The organism is Puia sp. P3, from assembly GCF_050632245.1.
Classification (GTDB): Bacteria; Bacteroidota; Bacteroidia; order Chitinophagales; family Chitinophagaceae; genus Puia.
On sequence record NZ_CP192583.1, the window covers coordinates 7,257,476 to 7,273,107 of the forward strand.

General features: G+C 55.3%; 17 protein-coding genes and 1 pseudogene. 15 read left to right on the forward strand and 3 right to left on the reverse strand.

Annotation, left to right across the window (positions count from 1 at the left end; genetic code table 11):
- Positions 1–192: 192 nt before the first annotated feature.
- From ACQ86N_RS45855 to ACQ86N_RS45880, 6 genes are read left to right on the forward strand one after another with little or no spacing between them, the layout of a single operon-like run.
- Positions 193–624 (forward strand): hypothetical protein, encoded by a 432-nt coding sequence (locus ACQ86N_RS45855; protein WP_431212898.1) that lies wholly within the window; start codon positions 193–195, stop codon positions 622–624.
- A gap of 55 nt (positions 625–679) precedes the next feature.
- The gene (locus tag ACQ86N_RS45860; protein WP_431212899.1) at positions 680–1,960 is read left to right on the forward strand and encodes a RagB/SusD family nutrient uptake outer membrane protein; all 1,281 of its coding nucleotides are present in this window, start codon (positions 680–682) and stop codon (positions 1,958–1,960) included.
- A gap of 19 nt (positions 1,961–1,979) precedes the next feature.
- On the forward strand, positions 1,980–2,138 hold the full coding sequence (locus tag ACQ86N_RS45865; RefSeq protein ID WP_431212900.1) for a RagB/SusD family nutrient uptake outer membrane protein: 159 nt from the start codon (positions 1,980–1,982) through the stop codon (positions 2,136–2,138).
- 23 nt (positions 2,139–2,161) lie between these two features.
- Positions 2,162–2,869 carry a LamG-like jellyroll fold domain-containing protein gene (locus ACQ86N_RS45870; RefSeq protein ID WP_431212901.1) on the forward strand — a complete coding sequence of 236 codons (708 nt, stop codon included), beginning with the start codon at positions 2,162–2,164 and terminating at the stop codon, positions 2,867–2,869.
- Positions 2,866–3,000: a hypothetical protein gene (locus ACQ86N_RS45875; protein ID WP_431212902.1), complete on the forward strand. Its 135-nt coding sequence runs from the start codon at positions 2,866–2,868 to the stop codon at positions 2,998–3,000. Before ACQ86N_RS45870 ends, ACQ86N_RS45875 begins: the two co-directional genes overlap by 4 nt.
- A 47-nt stretch (positions 3,001–3,047) precedes the next feature.
- Positions 3,048–4,721, forward strand: a complete 1,674-nt coding sequence (locus tag ACQ86N_RS45880; protein WP_431212903.1) for a glucoamylase family protein — start codon at positions 3,048–3,050, stop codon at positions 4,719–4,721.
- Here the strand turns inward: ACQ86N_RS45880 and ACQ86N_RS45885 are convergent.
- The gene (locus ACQ86N_RS45885; RefSeq protein WP_431212904.1) at positions 4,657–5,268 is read right to left on the reverse strand and encodes a hypothetical protein; all 612 of its coding nucleotides are present in this window, start codon (positions 5,266–5,268) and stop codon (positions 4,657–4,659) included. The two genes, ACQ86N_RS45880 and ACQ86N_RS45885, sit on opposite strands and share 65 nt — an antisense overlap.
- Here ACQ86N_RS45885 and ACQ86N_RS45890 point away from each other — a divergent pair.
- From ACQ86N_RS45890 to ACQ86N_RS45905, 4 genes are all read left to right on the forward strand, one after another.
- Entirely contained in the window at positions 5,243–6,073 is an 831-nt protein-coding gene (locus tag ACQ86N_RS45890) for a glucoamylase family protein (RefSeq protein ID WP_431212905.1), read from the forward strand. The genes ACQ86N_RS45885 and ACQ86N_RS45890 overlap by 26 nt on opposite strands.
- Positions 6,074–6,082: 9 nt before the next feature.
- Entirely contained in the window at positions 6,083–7,477 is a 1,395-nt protein-coding gene (locus ACQ86N_RS45895) for a glucoamylase family protein (protein ID WP_431212906.1), read from the forward strand.
- 260 nt (positions 7,478–7,737) lie between these two features.
- Positions 7,738–8,325 (forward strand): phytanoyl-CoA dioxygenase family protein, encoded by a 588-nt coding sequence (locus ACQ86N_RS45900; RefSeq protein ID WP_431212907.1) that lies wholly within the window; start codon positions 7,738–7,740, stop codon positions 8,323–8,325.
- 5 nt (positions 8,326–8,330) lie between these two features.
- The gene (locus ACQ86N_RS45905) at positions 8,331–10,085 is read left to right on the forward strand and encodes a family 43 glycosylhydrolase (protein ID WP_431212908.1); all 1,755 of its coding nucleotides are present in this window, start codon (positions 8,331–8,333) and stop codon (positions 10,083–10,085) included.
- A gap of 30 nt (positions 10,086–10,115) precedes the next feature.
- Here the strand turns inward: ACQ86N_RS45905 and ACQ86N_RS45910 are convergent, their stop codons facing one another.
- Positions 10,116–10,433, reverse strand: a complete 318-nt coding sequence (locus tag ACQ86N_RS45910; RefSeq protein WP_431212909.1) for a hypothetical protein — start codon at positions 10,431–10,433, stop codon at positions 10,116–10,118.
- Between ACQ86N_RS45910 and ACQ86N_RS45915 the strand changes: the two are divergent.
- From ACQ86N_RS45915 to ACQ86N_RS45935, 5 genes and pseudogenes are all read left to right on the forward strand, one after another.
- Positions 10,338–11,296 (forward strand): annotated as a pseudogene (locus tag ACQ86N_RS45915) (glycoside hydrolase family 3 N-terminal domain-containing protein). The gene ACQ86N_RS45910 and the pseudogene ACQ86N_RS45915 overlap by 96 nt on opposite strands.
- Positions 11,297–11,349: 53 nt before the next feature.
- A complete protein-coding gene (locus ACQ86N_RS45920; RefSeq protein ID WP_431212910.1) occupies positions 11,350–12,375 on the forward strand; it encodes a glycoside hydrolase family 3 C-terminal domain-containing protein in 1,026 nt (341 codons plus the stop codon).
- The gene (locus ACQ86N_RS45925; RefSeq protein ID WP_431212911.1) at positions 12,372–14,597 is read left to right on the forward strand and encodes a glycoside hydrolase family 3 N-terminal domain-containing protein; all 2,226 of its coding nucleotides are present in this window, start codon (positions 12,372–12,374) and stop codon (positions 14,595–14,597) included. The genes ACQ86N_RS45920 and ACQ86N_RS45925 overlap by 4 nt, the downstream gene beginning before the upstream one ends.
- A gap of 14 nt (positions 14,598–14,611) precedes the next feature.
- The gene (locus ACQ86N_RS45930) at positions 14,612–15,025 is read left to right on the forward strand and encodes a hypothetical protein (protein WP_431218051.1); all 414 of its coding nucleotides are present in this window, start codon (positions 14,612–14,614) and stop codon (positions 15,023–15,025) included.
- Positions 14,910–15,227, forward strand: a complete 318-nt coding sequence (locus ACQ86N_RS45935; protein ID WP_431212912.1) for an HAD-IA family hydrolase — start codon at positions 14,910–14,912, stop codon at positions 15,225–15,227. Before ACQ86N_RS45930 ends, ACQ86N_RS45935 begins: the two co-directional genes overlap by 116 nt.
- Before the next feature lie 35 nt (positions 15,228–15,262).
- On the opposite strand, the gene ACQ86N_RS45940 is transcribed toward ACQ86N_RS45935, so the two are convergent.
- On the reverse strand, positions 15,263–15,484 hold the full coding sequence (locus ACQ86N_RS45940; RefSeq protein ID WP_431212913.1) for a hypothetical protein: 222 nt from the start codon (positions 15,482–15,484) through the stop codon (positions 15,263–15,265).
- Positions 15,485–15,632 lie beyond the last annotated feature (148 nt).

Consider the following 15,632-nt stretch of genomic DNA (forward strand, 5'->3'; position numbering starts at 1 on the left):
CAAGAATGGAGATCAATACCAGCCCAGCGCGCAGCCCGGCGATTTCAAATATGCCAAAACATCCAACAATGGCGTAGGCGCCATCGGAGGCAATGACAGGGTCTACCTGGGAATCCCAATCCAAAGTTCTTTTATGGAATCAATACGAACTGGGCGTACAGGGAGTTCGACCTTTCCCTCGACTTCACCGGTGTGGCAGGCGTAGACCTTTACAATGCCAACAAAGGCCTTCGCTACGGCAATGAAAATTTTACTCAGGACTTTTATGATCATCGCTGGCATGGACAGGGCACTTCCAATTCTTATCCCTCGGTAAACATCGGCGGTGGACAGAACTACTATGCCAATTCCTGGTATGTCGAGAGCGGCAGCTATTTCCGCATCCGGAATATCCAGCTGGGCTATACAATGCCCGGCGACTATGCAAGCAAGCTCGGTATCCAGAAAGTGAGGATATACGTCAATGCACAAAATCCGGCAATATTTACGAAGTACAAAGGCTTCAGCCCCGAAGTCGGCGGAAGCATTCTGAATGGCGGCGGGCTGCCCGGCACCATCGGCATCGACAACGACGTATACCCAATATCTGCGATCTACAATCTCGGGGTAAACGTTACATTCTAAATTTTAAACGCTTTACACTATGTCACGCAAAATATATCAAGGCATATTAACGACCATGACCGGCGCAATGATCCTGGCCTCCTGTTCAAAGAACTTTACCAGCCAGAACGACGCCCTTCTGGGACAACCTCCGGGTACCGCGTTCTTTAAGACGGCGGCCGACGCCACCAAAGCGGTAAACGCCATCTATGGAAACCTCCGCACATGGAATAATACGGCATTCGCCGCCATATGCATCGAAAATATGGGCTCCGATGACGCAGTAAAAGGAAGCACCTCCAACGATGCTACCTTTATCAACCAATACGACAATTTCACCGTCGATCCCTCGGAGGGACAACTCGACGGCTTCTGGACCGGCCAGTACCAAAACATCAATTTTGCCAACCAGGTGCTCGACAATGTCCCCAATATCAGCATGGACGGAAACCTGAAGGCCCGCTATCTTGCGGAAGCAAAATTCCTCAGGGCCTATTCATATTTCCGACTGGTCAGGGCCTTCGGAAAAATACCCCTGGTATTGCATGTTGCCTCCGGTAAGGACCTAAATCCCCCACAAAGCACGGCGGCACAGGTCTGGGCCGCCATCGAATCGGACCTCAACGACGCGGCATCAGGCCTCCCGAACTCCTACGGGCCCTCCGACATCGGCCGGGCCACGAAAGGCGCCGCGCTTGCTCTGCATGCGAAAGTCGCGATGTACCAGAAAAAATGGCAGGACGTGCTCAACTATACCAATCAGGTCATCAACTCCGGCGTCTACACCCTGTTCCCCAACTTCTATCAGGAGTTCCGCTATGCCAACGAGAACAGTACCGAATCAGTCTTCGAGATACAGTGTGACTACGTACCCGGCAACGACGATATCAACAGCAGTCAGTATTCACAGGTCCAGGGCAACCGGGATGCCAGCCCGTCTGCCGGCTGGGGTTTCAATGTCCCTACGCAGAATCTGGCAGACGAATTTGAAGCCGGAGACCCGCGAAGAGGCGCAACCATCATGTTTGCCGGCACAACGACTCCCAGTGGCGACGCCGTTCCCCTACCCGCAGCTGGCGCACCGTCGATGTATAACATGAAATCCTACGTGCCCTTCGCCACCGCCGTACTGAGTCCCAACCAGGGATGCGGCCAGAATGTTCGGGTTCTTCGTTATTCCGACGTTCTGCTGATGAACGCAGAAGCCAACAACGAGCTGGGCAACAACGCCCCTGCCCTGGCCTCGCTGGAAAAGGTCAGAGCCCGCGCCCGCGCTACCAGCGCCAATCCTGCTACAACCCTGCCCGCCGTCACTACGACCGACCAGGGCTCGCTCCGAACCCGCCATCTATCATGAGAGAAGGGTAGAGCTCGCCATGGAGAACGACCGCTATTTCGACGTCATCCGCCAGGGCAGAGCCGCAACGGTGTTTGGCTCACTCGGCTGGAAAGCGAATAAGAATGAAGTATGGCCCATCCCGCAGGCCGAGATCGACAACAGCGGCGGCGTATTGGTTCAAAACCCCGGATATTGATTTACAACTCAAAAAAATATTGTATGTACCGTATACAACGAACGATATTCCCCGCCCTCGCCATCGCCTCGCTGGCCCTGGTACTGGGCTCCTGCCAGAAAAAATTCGATCCTAAAAGTTATGCCCCGGCGGAGACCTTCGGCGGTTACTCGGCTTCCAATGAAGTCGGCGCGTCCAGCCTTGTAGCCCATTTCTCCTTCGAAGGCGCGCTTGTCGACAGCGTCAGCAAGACTTCGGCTACCGGCACCGGTACCAGTTATGGCACCGGCGTCAAGGGTCAGGGACTTTCCATCGGACTGAACAACTACGCTACGTTTATCCCCACGGACGCGATCAAACAGTTGCAAAGCATGACCATCGCTTACTGGGTCAATACTCCCATAAATTCCGCGGGTATTCAGGAGCCTGTTTGTTTCGTCAACAGCACCCAGTTCTGGAGCAACCTCGACATGTTCTTCGACGGCCAGACAGACGCATCATCGGTATTCAAGATGCACCTCTACAATACCGCGCAGAAGGACGCCTGGCTGACAGCCTGGAGCATCGCCAATCCCTGGGGCACATGGATGCATATTGCCCTCACCTATGACGCGACGGCGAACAAATTCACCTTCTACGTCAACGGAACGCAGATCGGGACGATATCACAGGCCGGATTTGGAAACCTCGGCTTTGTCAATTTCCCGCTATCCTCTTCGGAACGATCCAGTTTCAGACCACTCCGAGCATGACCAGCGGGGCCAGCTCCCAGTCCTGGGCCAGCTTCCTGCTCGGTACGATGGACGAGGTTAGGATCTATAACAAGGCGCTCAGCGGCGGCGACGTCAAAGCACTGTTCCAATTAGAGAATCTGGGTAAATAATACAACTTTCAACAGGGGTCGCACGTCAGAATGCGGCCCTCTCTTTTATGAAAAACGGTTTTACAATCCTGCTCCTTACAACGCTTGCCCTGGCCGCATGCAAAAAGAGCGGCACCGCACCGGCTCCTCCTCCGCCTGCTCCTGCCTCATTTAGTTTCATGAGCCTTACCGTCAACGGCCGCTACAACGGACTCAACTATTTCAATATAGGGGCGACAACTACGGTCCGGCTGTCTTTCTCTGCGCCCGTCGATCACGCCTCGGTGGGCAACGCCGTCACGCTCAAAACAAACGCCGGCGTTTCAGCCTCTTTTACCACCTCCTATGCCAACCAGGACAGCGTCCTGATCTTACAGCCCTCAACCCCACTGCAACCCATCACAAAATATATTCTGTCAGTAACGACCTCGCTGCAGTCGCAGGCGAAAGGAATGCTGCAATCCGACATCACGGTCAATCTGACGACGGCCATCGACTCATCCGACAAATTTCCACGCATCTCCGACAGCGCACTTCTCGACCTCGTGCAGTCCGGTACACTGAAATATTTCTGGGATTTTGGCCACCCCACCAGCGGCATGGCCCGCGAACGCAACACCTCGGGCGACGTCGTGACTACCGGCGGCACGGGTTTTGGCATCATGGCCATGATCGCAGGCATCAGGCGAAATTTCATTTCACGGTCACAAGGCCTTAGCCGTGTCGCCCAGGTTGTGACCTTCCTCACGACTAAGACGACCCGCTATCACGGCGCCTTCGCCCATTGGATCAATGGAGCAACAGGCGCTACCGTCCCATTCAGCACCCAGGACGACGGCGGCGATATCGTGGAGACCTCCTACCTGATGCAGGGCCTGCTCACCGCCAGGCAATACTTTAACAGTGGCTCCGACAATGCCGAAACTCAACTGCGCAGCGATATCAACACTCTCTGGAACGCGGTAGACTACGGCTGGTATCGCCAGAATGGAAAGAACATTCTCTATTGGAACTGGAGCCCTGACTTTAACTGGGCGGTAAACGTGCCGGTCAAAGGCTGGAACGAAGCCCTGATCACTTATGTATTGGCCGCATCGGCTGCCACAAATCCCATCCCGAAAAGCACCTACGACAGCGGCTGGGCTGGCAACGGCAGTATGCGCAACGGCGGCACGTATTATAATACAGTGCTTCCGCTTGGCCCCGCGGCAGGCGGACCGATGTTCTTCTCACATTATTCCTTCCTTGGTCTGGACCCCAACGGACTTTCGGACGCCTACGCCAACTACTGGACCCAAAATAATGCACATACGCTCATCAACTATAACTACTGCGTTCAAAACCCCCAGGGATACAATGGATACAGCGATCAGTGCTGGGGACTGACAGCCAGCGATGACAATATAAGCGGCTATGGCGCCCATTCACCGACCAGCGATCCAGGCGTCATCTCTCCGACCGCCGCCATCAGCAGTCTGCCTTACACGCCCACGCAGTCGATGAATGCGCTGAGATTCTTCTATTACAAGCTGGGCGACAAGATTTGGGGCCAGTATGGTTTCATGGATGCCTTTAACCTTACCAATATCTGGTTCTCGGGCTCATGGCTCGCTATCGACCAGGGGCCGCAGATCGTGATGATCGAGAACTACCGCAGCGGCCTGCTATGGAATCTGTTCATGAGCTGCCCTGAGATACAGACAGGCCTGCAAAAACTCGGCTTTTCAAGCCCTCATTTCTAAATAAGATATTCATGCGATACCGCACACTGTTTACGTTGAGTCTTTTATTTTTCGCTTTTTCGTTGCAGGCCCAGCGCCCGGCCCGCGCTGCAGAAGGCCCGGGGGCCGCCCAAAGAACCTCAGCGATTCTGCCCTCGTCGACCTTACAGAACACCAGACCTTTAGGTATTTCTGGGACTTTGCCCACCCCGTCAGCCATATGGCCCGTGAACGCAGCAACAAGTCCTTTGACTACGGCGACGAAGTCGTGACCACCGGCGGCACCGGCTTTGGCGTGATGTCCGTCATCGCCGCCACCGATCGCAAATGGATCGGCCGCGATACCGCGGCGAAGTTCCTGCTGCATATGGTCAACTTCCTGCTGAAGGCGAACTCCTACCACGGCGCTTTCCCGCACTGGATGGACGGAGCGACCGGAAAGACGATCCCCTTCGGCCGCAAGGACGACGGCGCCGACCTCGTAGAGACATCCTATCTCTTCCAGGGCCTGCTCTGCGCCCGGCAGTATTTCGACGGGAAAAATGAAGTGGAATCCGAAGCTGCGCAACCGGATCGAATGGATGTGGAACGATATCGAATGGAACTGGTTTACGCGCGAGGGACGCGAAGTCCTATACTGGCACTGGAGCCCCAACAACGGCTGGGCCATGAACTTTCCCGTTCGCGGATTCAACGAATGCCTGATCCTGTATGTCCTCGCCGCTTCCGGGGAACGCTACCCGGTGACAGCCTCCGTCTATCACCGCGGCTGGGCGCAGAGCGACTTCTTCAAGAACGGCAAAAGCTTTTACGGCATCACGCTGCCCCTCGGCTTCGACTATGGCGGCCCGCTGTTCTTCTCCCAGTATTCTTTCCTCGGCCTCGACCCCCGCGGACTAAAAGACGAGTACGCCGATTACTGGCAGCAAAACCAGAACCACACCCTGATCAACCACGCCTACTGCCTCGACAACCCGAAAAAATTCAAAGGGTATGGCCCCAACTGCTGGGGACTAACTGCCAGCGACACCTACAATGGCTATAACGCCCATTCTCCCACCAACGACTGGGGGACGATCTCGCCGACGGCCGCACTGGCCGCGTTCCCCTATACGCCCGAGTATTCCATGAAGGCGCTCCGTCATTTTTATGACGACCTTGGCGACAAGATCTGGGGACGATACGGTTTCACCGACGCCTTCAACGAAACACAGAACTGGTGGGCCGGCTCATATCTGGCGATCGACCAGGGTCCCATCGTGGCGATGATCGAGAACTACAGGAGCGGTCTCCTCTGGCGCCTGTTCATGAGCTGCCCCGAGGTCCATAAAGGGTTACAAAAACTGGGTTTTCAAAGCCCGTGGATCAAATAGATAACGACCATGATCAGACAATTCGTAATATCTATAGTTTTATTTTTTCCCTTTACGCTCGCATTCGGACAATCGGCTATCCAGCCCGTCGGCGTCGTTAAGGGCCTCTCCGACTCCATCCTGCTCGACGTAGTCCAGCGTCAGACCTTCCGGTTCTTCTGGAACGGCGCCCACCCCGTCAGCGGTCTGGCCCGGGAGCGGGACAATACCGTCAAAGCAGAATACTACTGGGACTATATCAACGAAGCTGACGGCGAACCCAATTTCTCGAAACATGAATTTGGTCCCGAAGCCTGCGCCATTGGCGGGACGGGCTTTGGCATCCTTTCGACTATCGTGGCGGTCAACAGAAAATGGATCGGCAGGGATACCGCTCTCCGGCGCCTCGTCAAAATAGCCGACTTCCTGACAAAGGCCGACTGCTACCACGGCATCTATCCCCACTTCATGAACGGTACGACGGGAAAGACCATTCCCTTCGGCAGACTGGACGACGGGGCGGATATCGTCGAGACCTCTTACCTTCTCATGGGGCTGCTCTGCGCCCGGGAATACTTCAACCACGATACCCCGCTCGAAAAATATTTCCGCAACCGCGTCACCGCGATGTGGGATGTAGCCAACTGGAACTGGCATGGGAAAGGGGGCAACCAATTGTTATACTGGCACTGGAGCCCCGACAACGATTTCGACATGAACTTCCCGGTCTATGGCTGGGACGAAGCCCTCATCACCTATATCATGTCCGCGGCTTCTCCGACCCACCCGATCTCAAAGGAGCTCTACGAGAACTCCTGGGTGAAGAGCGCCTCCTGGAAGAACGGAAAAAGCTACTACGGGATCACCCTCCCGCTCGGGAACTTCGAATGGGGCGGTCCCCTCTTCTTCGAGCAGTATACCTTTATGGGCATCGATCCCAACGGCCTGAAAGACGACCACGGTATAGACTATGCCGAGCAAACAAGGAACCACACCCTGATCAACCGGGCCTACTGCATCGACAACCCGAAAAAGTTCAGGGGGTACGGAGCCAACTGCTGGGGACTGACCGCGGGAGACAGTTATAAGGGCTATGTCGCGCACTGCCCGCAGGACGACAGGGGTGTTATCCAGCCAACCGCAGCGATATCTTCCTTTCCCTATACACCCGAATACAGCATGCAGGCGCTGAAACATTTTTATTACGACCTTGGTGAAAAAATATGGGGGCCCTATGGCTTTGCCGACGGTTTCAGCGAGACGAAAGACTGGTATGCAAAGACCCATCTGGCCATCGACCAGGGGCCCATCGTGGTGATGATCGAGAACTACCGAAGCGGCCTTATCTGGAACTTATTTATGAAGATACCCGACGTTCAGACCGGGCTCAAACGCCTGGGCTTCGAATCGCCGCATATGAAATAGGACTACCTTAAAATAAAACTATATGGCAAATTTTCAGTTAACCCAGCAACAGGTAGCCGACTACCATCGGGACGGCTATATCATCGTCAGAAATTTCCTGACAGAGGGGAGATTGACAAGCTATACAAGATCGCCGTCGGCGACGACTCGATCAGCAAACACGCCTTCGATCTCAACGACCAGACGGGAAAAAGACAAAACTCACGCTATGGTACAATCCCGGCAACGACGCCTATGGCCTGCTCACCCGCGGCAAGAGAATGGTGGACTCTGCCGACCGGCTGATGGACGGAGGCTCGCCGGTATGTCATTTTCACAGCAAGCTCATGCAGAAGGAGCCGAAGGTCGGCGGCGCATGGGAATGGCACCAGGACTATGGATACTGGTATAAGAACGAATTCCTCTTCCCCGACGCAATGATCTCGGTAATGGTGGCGATCACGGAGGCTACGAAGGCCAACGGCTGTCTGCAGGTGATAAAGGGCTCGCACAAAATGGGAAGGGTAGAGCATGGTTTTTCCGGCGAGCAGGTGGGCGCTTCCCAGCACTATGTCGACCTCGCGCTGAAAACGATGCCGCTGGTATATGTGGAGCTGGCGCCCGGCGACGCACTTTTCTTCCACAGCAATCTGTTGCACCGCAGCGAGGCCAATCTCTCGGACAGGCCCCGCTGGTCGCTGATCTCCTGCTATAACCGGCAGGACAATACCGGCTACAACGAACCCAACGGATCGCACAAAGTTCCGGTGAAGATCGTACCCGACGAAGCCCTGATGGAATGGGAGACCAGCGGAGTAATGGATTCGGCAGGCTTCCTGGAGAAAGATAAAGACGAGGCACTAAAATAATTGCTATGAACAAATTACTGGTCACGGCGCTGGCTCTGTTTACGCTGCTGAGAGCACAAGGACAACCGACTACGTATTGCAACCCCATCAACATCGACTACGGCTATACTCCTATCCCCGATTTCAGCGAAGCAGGCCGGCACCGCGCAACGGCCGACCCGGTCATCGTCCTCTACAAGGGCGACTATTATCTGTTCTCCACCAACCAGTGGGGCTACTGGTGGTCGCACGATCTGTCGGACTGGAAATTCATCTCGCGCAAATTCCTCCGGCCCTGGAATAAGGGCTACGACGAGCTCTGCGCTCCGGCGGTGGGAATAGTCGGCGACACGATGCTGGTTTTCGGATCGACCTACACCCGGCAGTTCACCCTGTGGATGAGCACGGACCCGAAGTCCAATCAATGGAAGCCGCTCGTCGACTCATTTGAGATCGGTGGCTGGGATCCGGCTTTCTTTACCGACGACGACGGCCGGTTCTATATGTACAACGGCAGCAGCAACTCCTTCCCTCTGTACAGCATCGAGCTGGACAGGAAGACCTTTAAGCCTATCGGCACACGGCAGGAGACCTATAAGCTACAGGACTGTAGATACGGCTGGCAGCGCTTTGGCGAATACTACGACAATACCTTTCTGGACCCGTTCATAGAAGGTTCCTGGATGACGAAACACAACGGGAAATACTATCTGCAGTATGGCGCGCCAGGCACCGAGTTCAGCGGTTATGCGGACGGCGTGGTGGTGGGCGGCAAACCCCTCGGCAATGAATGGACGCCGCAGTCCGATCCCCTCTCCTTCAAGCCCGGCGGCTTTGCCAGGGGCGCGGGACACGGCGCTACTTTCCAGGATCGCAATAACAACTACTGGCACGTGAGCACGATGACAATTGCGGTGAAGAATAACTTTGAACGGCGCATCGGTATCTGGCCGGCGGGGTTCGACAAGGACGATATGATGTATTGCAATACTTCGTATGGCGACTATCCCCACTACCTGCCTTCGGACTCCAGCTCTGTAATTAATTCCCCTACCGGCAACGGCGGATTCTGCGGCTGGATGCTCCTCAACTACAACAAGCCAGTGACGGTATCCTCCACACTTGGCGACTACAACGCGAACCTGGCGGTAGACGAGGACATCAAGACTTACTGGAGCGCCGCTACGGGCAACGCCGGTGAGTGGATCCAGACCGATCTGGGCAAGTCATGCACGGTCCACGCCATCCAGATCAACTATGCCGATCAGGACGCGACCTTCCTCGGGAAACAAACGGATATCTATCACCAGTATATGCTCTATGCGTCCGATGACGGTAAGAAATGGAAGCTACTCGCAGACAAAAGCAAGAACCGTACAGACGTGCCTCACGATTATATTGAATTGCCTCACCCGGTGACCACGCGGTATATCAAAATGGAGAATATCCATATGCCGTCGGGGAAATTCGCGATCAGCGGTCTGCGCGTCTTCGGCAACGGCGGCGGCGAAAAGCCCGGCGAAGTAAAAGACTTTATGGTGCTTCGCACGGAAAAGGACAAACGCAGCGCCTGGATAAAATGGAGGACCGTTGATAACGCCTATGGGTACAATATCTATTTTGGTACTGCCCCCGATAAATTGTATAATAGCGTCCTTGTCTACTCCGCCAACGACTATTGGTTCAAGGTAATGGACAGGGAGAAACCCTATTATTTCTCGATAGAAGCCATCAATGAGAACGGAATTTCTTCACCCGCAAAAGTTATCAAGGTTGACTAACCGCCAAAATACAATTAACATGAGAGCACTTCAGACTTTGGCTATACTTCTTCTGTCGACAGGGATCGCGACAGCACAGACGTCGGCCGAAAAGATGAACGGGTTCATCACCACGCTGATGAGCAAAATGACCCTTGACGAGAAGATCGGGCAGCTGAATCTCCCGGAGCCGGAGACATCACTACGGGCCAGGCCGGCAACTCCAACATCGCAAAGAAGATAGAAGAAGGAAAGGTTGGAGGGCTTTTCAATATAAAATCCGTCGCAAAGATCAAAGAAGTACAGCGTATTGCCGTAGAGAAAAGCCGGCTCAAAATACCCCTGATCTTCGGCATGGACGTCATACACGGCTATGAAACGGTATTTCCCATCCCCCTTGGCCTCAGCTGCAGCTGGGACATGGAAGCAGTTGAAAAAAGCGCCCGTGTGGCGGCCATCGAGGCCAGCGCCGACGGCATCTGCTGGACCTTTTCGCCGATGGTAGACATCGCCCGTGACCCCCGCTGGGGACGTATTGCGGAAGGCAGCGGCGAAGACGCCTATCTCGGCTCACAGATCGCAAAAGCCATGGTGAAAGGTTATCAGGAAGACTACTCCAAAAATACCGATATCATGGCCTGCGTCAAGCACTTCGCGCTATACGGCGCCGCCGAGGCGGGTCGCGACTACAATACCACGGACATGAGCTATGTTCGCATGTTCAACGAATACCTCCCTCCCTATAAGGCGGCGGTCGATGCCGGCGTAGGCAGTATCATGGCCTCGTTCAACGACGTCAACGGCATCCCCGCCACGGCCAACAGATTCCTCCAGAACGACGTACTAAGAAAAAATGGGGCTTCAAAGGTTTTGACGTCACCGACTATACCGGCATCAACGAGCTCGTGCCCCACGGCATGGGCGACGTAAAGACCGTCGCGGCACTCGCCCTAAAGGCCGGCATCGATATGGATATGGTCAGCGAAGCATTCCTGAATACGCTAAAGGGCTCGCTGCAGCAGGGAAAAGTAACCCAGGCGGAGATCGACCAGGCCTGCCGCCGCGTTCTCGAGGCTAAATACAAGCTTGGCCTTTTCAGCAACCCTTATAAATACCTGGATGAAAAGCGCGCCGCTACAGAAATATTCACGCCGGAGCACCGCGCTACGGCCCGCAAGATAGCCGCCGACTGTTTTGTCCTGCTCAAAAACCAGAACGGCGTCCTCCCCTGAAAAAAGGCGGCACTATTGCGCTGATCGGCCCCCTGGCGGATAACAGGGAGAACATGCCCGGCACATGGAGCGTCGCCGCCGATTTCTCAAAGTCCGTAAGCCTGTTGCAGGGACTTAAGGACGTCGCCGGAGAAGGCACGAAGATCATCTACAGCAGGGGCTCCAACCTCGACGCCGACAGTGCGTTCGAAGAGCGGGCCGGGATGTTTGGCAAATCACTCAACAGGGACCACCGCCCTGCGGAGGCTATCCGCGATGAAGCCGTCGCCGCAGCCCAACAGGCCGACGTTATCATTGCCGCACTGGGCGAGTCAGCCGAGATGACCGGTGAGTCCAGCAGCCGCAGCAATATTGAGATCCCCCAAACGCAGCAGGACCTGTTAAAAGCCCTGCTCAGGACCGGGAAGCCGGTCGTACTCGTCCTCTTTACCGGCAGGCCGCTTGCGATCAAATGGGAGAACGACCAGGTACCCGCGATCCTGAACGTCTGGTTCGGCGGCACCGAGGCGGGACACGCCATCGGCGACGTATTGTTCGGTGCGGTCAATCCCTCGGGCAAGCTCAGCACGACATGGCCCCAGAACGTCGGACAGGTTCCCATCTATTATAATCATATGAATACCGGCCGACCCCTCGAAAGCGCCTGGTTCCAGAAATTCAGGTCCAACTACCTCGACGTATCGAACGACCCCGTTTATCCCTTTGGCTACGGTCTCAGCTATACGCATTTCAGCTACGGCGACCTCAGCCTCAGCAGCACCTCGCTGAAGGGCAGCCAGACGCTGACTGCCACCATCGCAGTAACCAACGACGGCGCCATTGCCGGAAAGGAGACGGTACAGCTGTATATCCGCGATCTTGTAGGCAGCATCACCAGACCCGTAGAGGAACTGAAGGGTTTTAAAAAGATCAGCCTGAACGCAGGGGAGTCGCAGAAGGTCAGTTTCACGATCACACCCGAAGACCTTAAGTTCTATAACAACGATCTTAAATATGACTGGGAATCCGGCGACTTTGAGATCATGGCCGGCCCCAACTCGCGGGACGTAAAATCGGTAAAGATCAACTGGACAAAATGAGATATATCAGCTATCTGGCCGTATTGCTCGTCCTGAGCCTGCATGGCTCAGGACAAAAGAAGACTATCGCACAAAAGGTCGACTCGGTCCTGCGCCTTATGACGCTGGAAGAAAAAGTCGGCCAGATGAACCAGTACAATGGCGACTGGGAAGCGACCGGCCCCATCACAAAGGACGGGGACAAGCAGAACCAGATAAGAAGAGGCATGCTGGGCTCGATGCTCAACGTCACCGGTGTGGAGCATACCCGGGAGCTGCAGCAGATGGCCATGCAGTCGAGGCTGAAGATCCCCCTTCTTTTCGGACAGGATATCATCCACGGCTACCGGACGACCTTTCCTATTCCGCTGGCGGAAGCCGCCAGCTGGGATCTCGCGGCCATCGGACAGAGTGCGAGGGTCGCCGCCAAAGAGTGCGCGGCTGCGGGCGTGCACTGGACCTTCGCCCCCATGGTAGACATCGCGCGGGATCCGCGCTGGGGCAGGGTGATGGAGGGCGCGGGCGAAGACCCGTATCTGGGCTCGCTGATTGCTGCGGCAAGAGTAAAGGGCTTTCAGGGCGGGCACCTGGGTGACACCGACGCCGTCATGGCATGCGCCAAACATTTTGCAGCCTATGGCGCCGCCATCGGAGGACGCGACTACAACAGCGTCGATATGAGCCTCCGCAGTCTCTGGGAATACTATCTTCCTCCCTTCAAAGCCGCACTCGACGCCGGCGCTGCCACCTTTATGAACTCCTTCAACGACCTCAATGGGATTCCGGCTACAGCGAACGGCTATCTGTTGCGGGACATATTAAAAGGTAAATGGAAATTCCAGGGTTTCGTCGTCAGTGACTGGGGATCGGTGGGTGAAATGATCAACCATGGATACGTAAATGATAATTACGGGGCGGCGAAGGCCGCGTCTATTGCCGGCTGCGACATGGATATGGAAAGCCGCAGCTATATCAAAAATCTTGCGACGCTGGTGAAAGAAGGAAAGGTCCCGCTGGCCGTCGTCGACGAAGCCGTTCGCCGCATCCTCACCAAAAAATTCGAGATGGGTCTGTTCGACGACCCTTTCCGCTTCTGTAACGACGCGAGGGCCGCGAAAGAATGGAACAACGCGGAGAACCTCGCCAAAGCAAGGACCATGGCGGAGAAAAGCATCGTCCTGCTGAAGAACGAGCGGAACGTACTCCCAATATCCAAAACGACAAAAACTATCGCGCTGATCGGCCCGTTCATAAAGGGCATCCGGGACAATCTCGGTTTCTGGTCCTATGAATGGCCCGACGACTCCGGCCGGATCGTGTCTGCCTGGGCTGGGGTTCAGAAGAAGCTGGGCTCCGGGACACAGCTGTTGTATGCTCAGGGTTGTGGCGTCACGGACAGCAGCCGTGCTGGTTTTGACGAGGCAGTCGCCGCGGCGAAAAACGCCGACGTCGTCGTTATGCAGGTCGGCGAAGCGAGGGACATGTCCGGTGAGGCGAAGAGCCGCAGCTCCATCCGGCTGCCCGGCGTGCAGGAAGACCTGATAAAGGCCATACAGGCGACGGGTAAACCGCTGGTCGTGATGATCAACGCGGGCCGGCCGCTGATCTTCAACTGGACCGCGGACAATGTTCCCGCTATCCTCTACACCTGGTGGCTGGGGACGACCGCGGGTGACGCCATTGCGGACGTGTTGTTCGGCGACTATAACCCTTCCGCTCACCTGCCGATGAGCTTCCCCCGGTCGGAGGGGCAAATACCCGTATATTACAACCATTTTTCCACCGGCCGTCCCGCAAAGAACGACCACGACCTCTACTATGTCTCGGCCTATACGGACCTCCCCAACGATCCGAAATTCCCGTTTGGCTTTGGCCTCAGCTATGCGAGCTTTACATATGGGGATATTAAAATGAGTTCGGCCGTCCTCAAGCCCGGTCAGTCGGTAACGGCCACTATAACTATCACCAATAGTGGAAGAGTGGACGGTGAAGAGACCGTTCAGCTCTATATCCGCGACATGGTGGGCAGCGTGGTGAGGCCGGTTAAGGAGCTGAAGGGATTCAAAAAGGTCTCTCTGAAGGCAGGCGAATCAAGAGAGGTCAGCTTTACGATCGCCCCCAACGACCTGCGATTTTATAACGATAAATTGGAGTATGTTTTCGAGCCCGGGGACTTCAAACTCTTTATCGGCGGCAATTCCAGGGATGTTAAGGAGGCGGCCTTCATACTTAAAGCGGATTAATTACCTTTGGCTGCATGCAGGGTATCAAAAACATCATCTTCGATCTGGGAGGTGTCATCCTCAACCTGGACAACAAACGCACCGAAGACGCGTTCACTTCGCTTGGAGTAAAAGACTTTCGCAGCTATTTCGGCCACGGCCACGCCAGCGATTTCTTCCGGGAGTATGAGGTCGGCGGAATCAGCGACCGGCAGTTCATCGACTCGATCAGACAGCTGACCGGGATCTCCGTCTCCGACGAGGCCATCGTCGCGGGCTGGAATGCCCTCCTGCTGGACTTTCCCCCCGAACGCATACAAGCTGCTGAAACAGTTGAAGAAAAGCTACAGGCTCTTCCTTTTCAGCAATACCAACGCCCTGCATCTGGCTGCCCTGCAAAAGACGTATATCAACGCGTTTGGCGGCGGAAGTCTGGAAGACCATTTTGAAAAGACTTACTATTCCCATCTGCTGGGTATGCGAAAACCCGATAAGGAATCTTTTGAATATATCCTTCGGGAAAACCAGCTTGCCGCAGAGGAGACGATGTTCGTGGATGACGCTATCGTCAATGTGGAAGGCGCGGAGCAGGTGGGACTGAGGGGACTTTTTCTCCGGCCTGGCGTAAGTCTGCTCGATTTTCAGTGGTAACGGCGCGTGGCCGGGCTGACGGCGTTCGTTGCCTGTTATTTAACCTCCTCGAAGTCGATGTATTCGCCTGCCGGCGGCTGTTTCGGCTTCTGCTCCTGACGGGGCTGCTGCGGACCGGCGTTATAGCCGCCGCCAGCATTCTGGCCGTTTCCCTCCTGCATATTTCTGAACTGTTCCCTCACCTGCCGGGTAGTTTTTACCACGGGCAGCAGGAAGTTGAATATGAAACGGTACAGCAGGTACAGTACGATCGCCAAAAATAATATCTCTGATAAAGGCATCATAGTAAATATGTGCCGGGGATACGCTGTCAGGAAATTAGCGCATCCCCGGCAAAAGCGCTAATGTCTGTAGACCTTCGGCGAACCTGCTTCGACGCGGTTCACCTCTGTCGCGGGCTTCGCT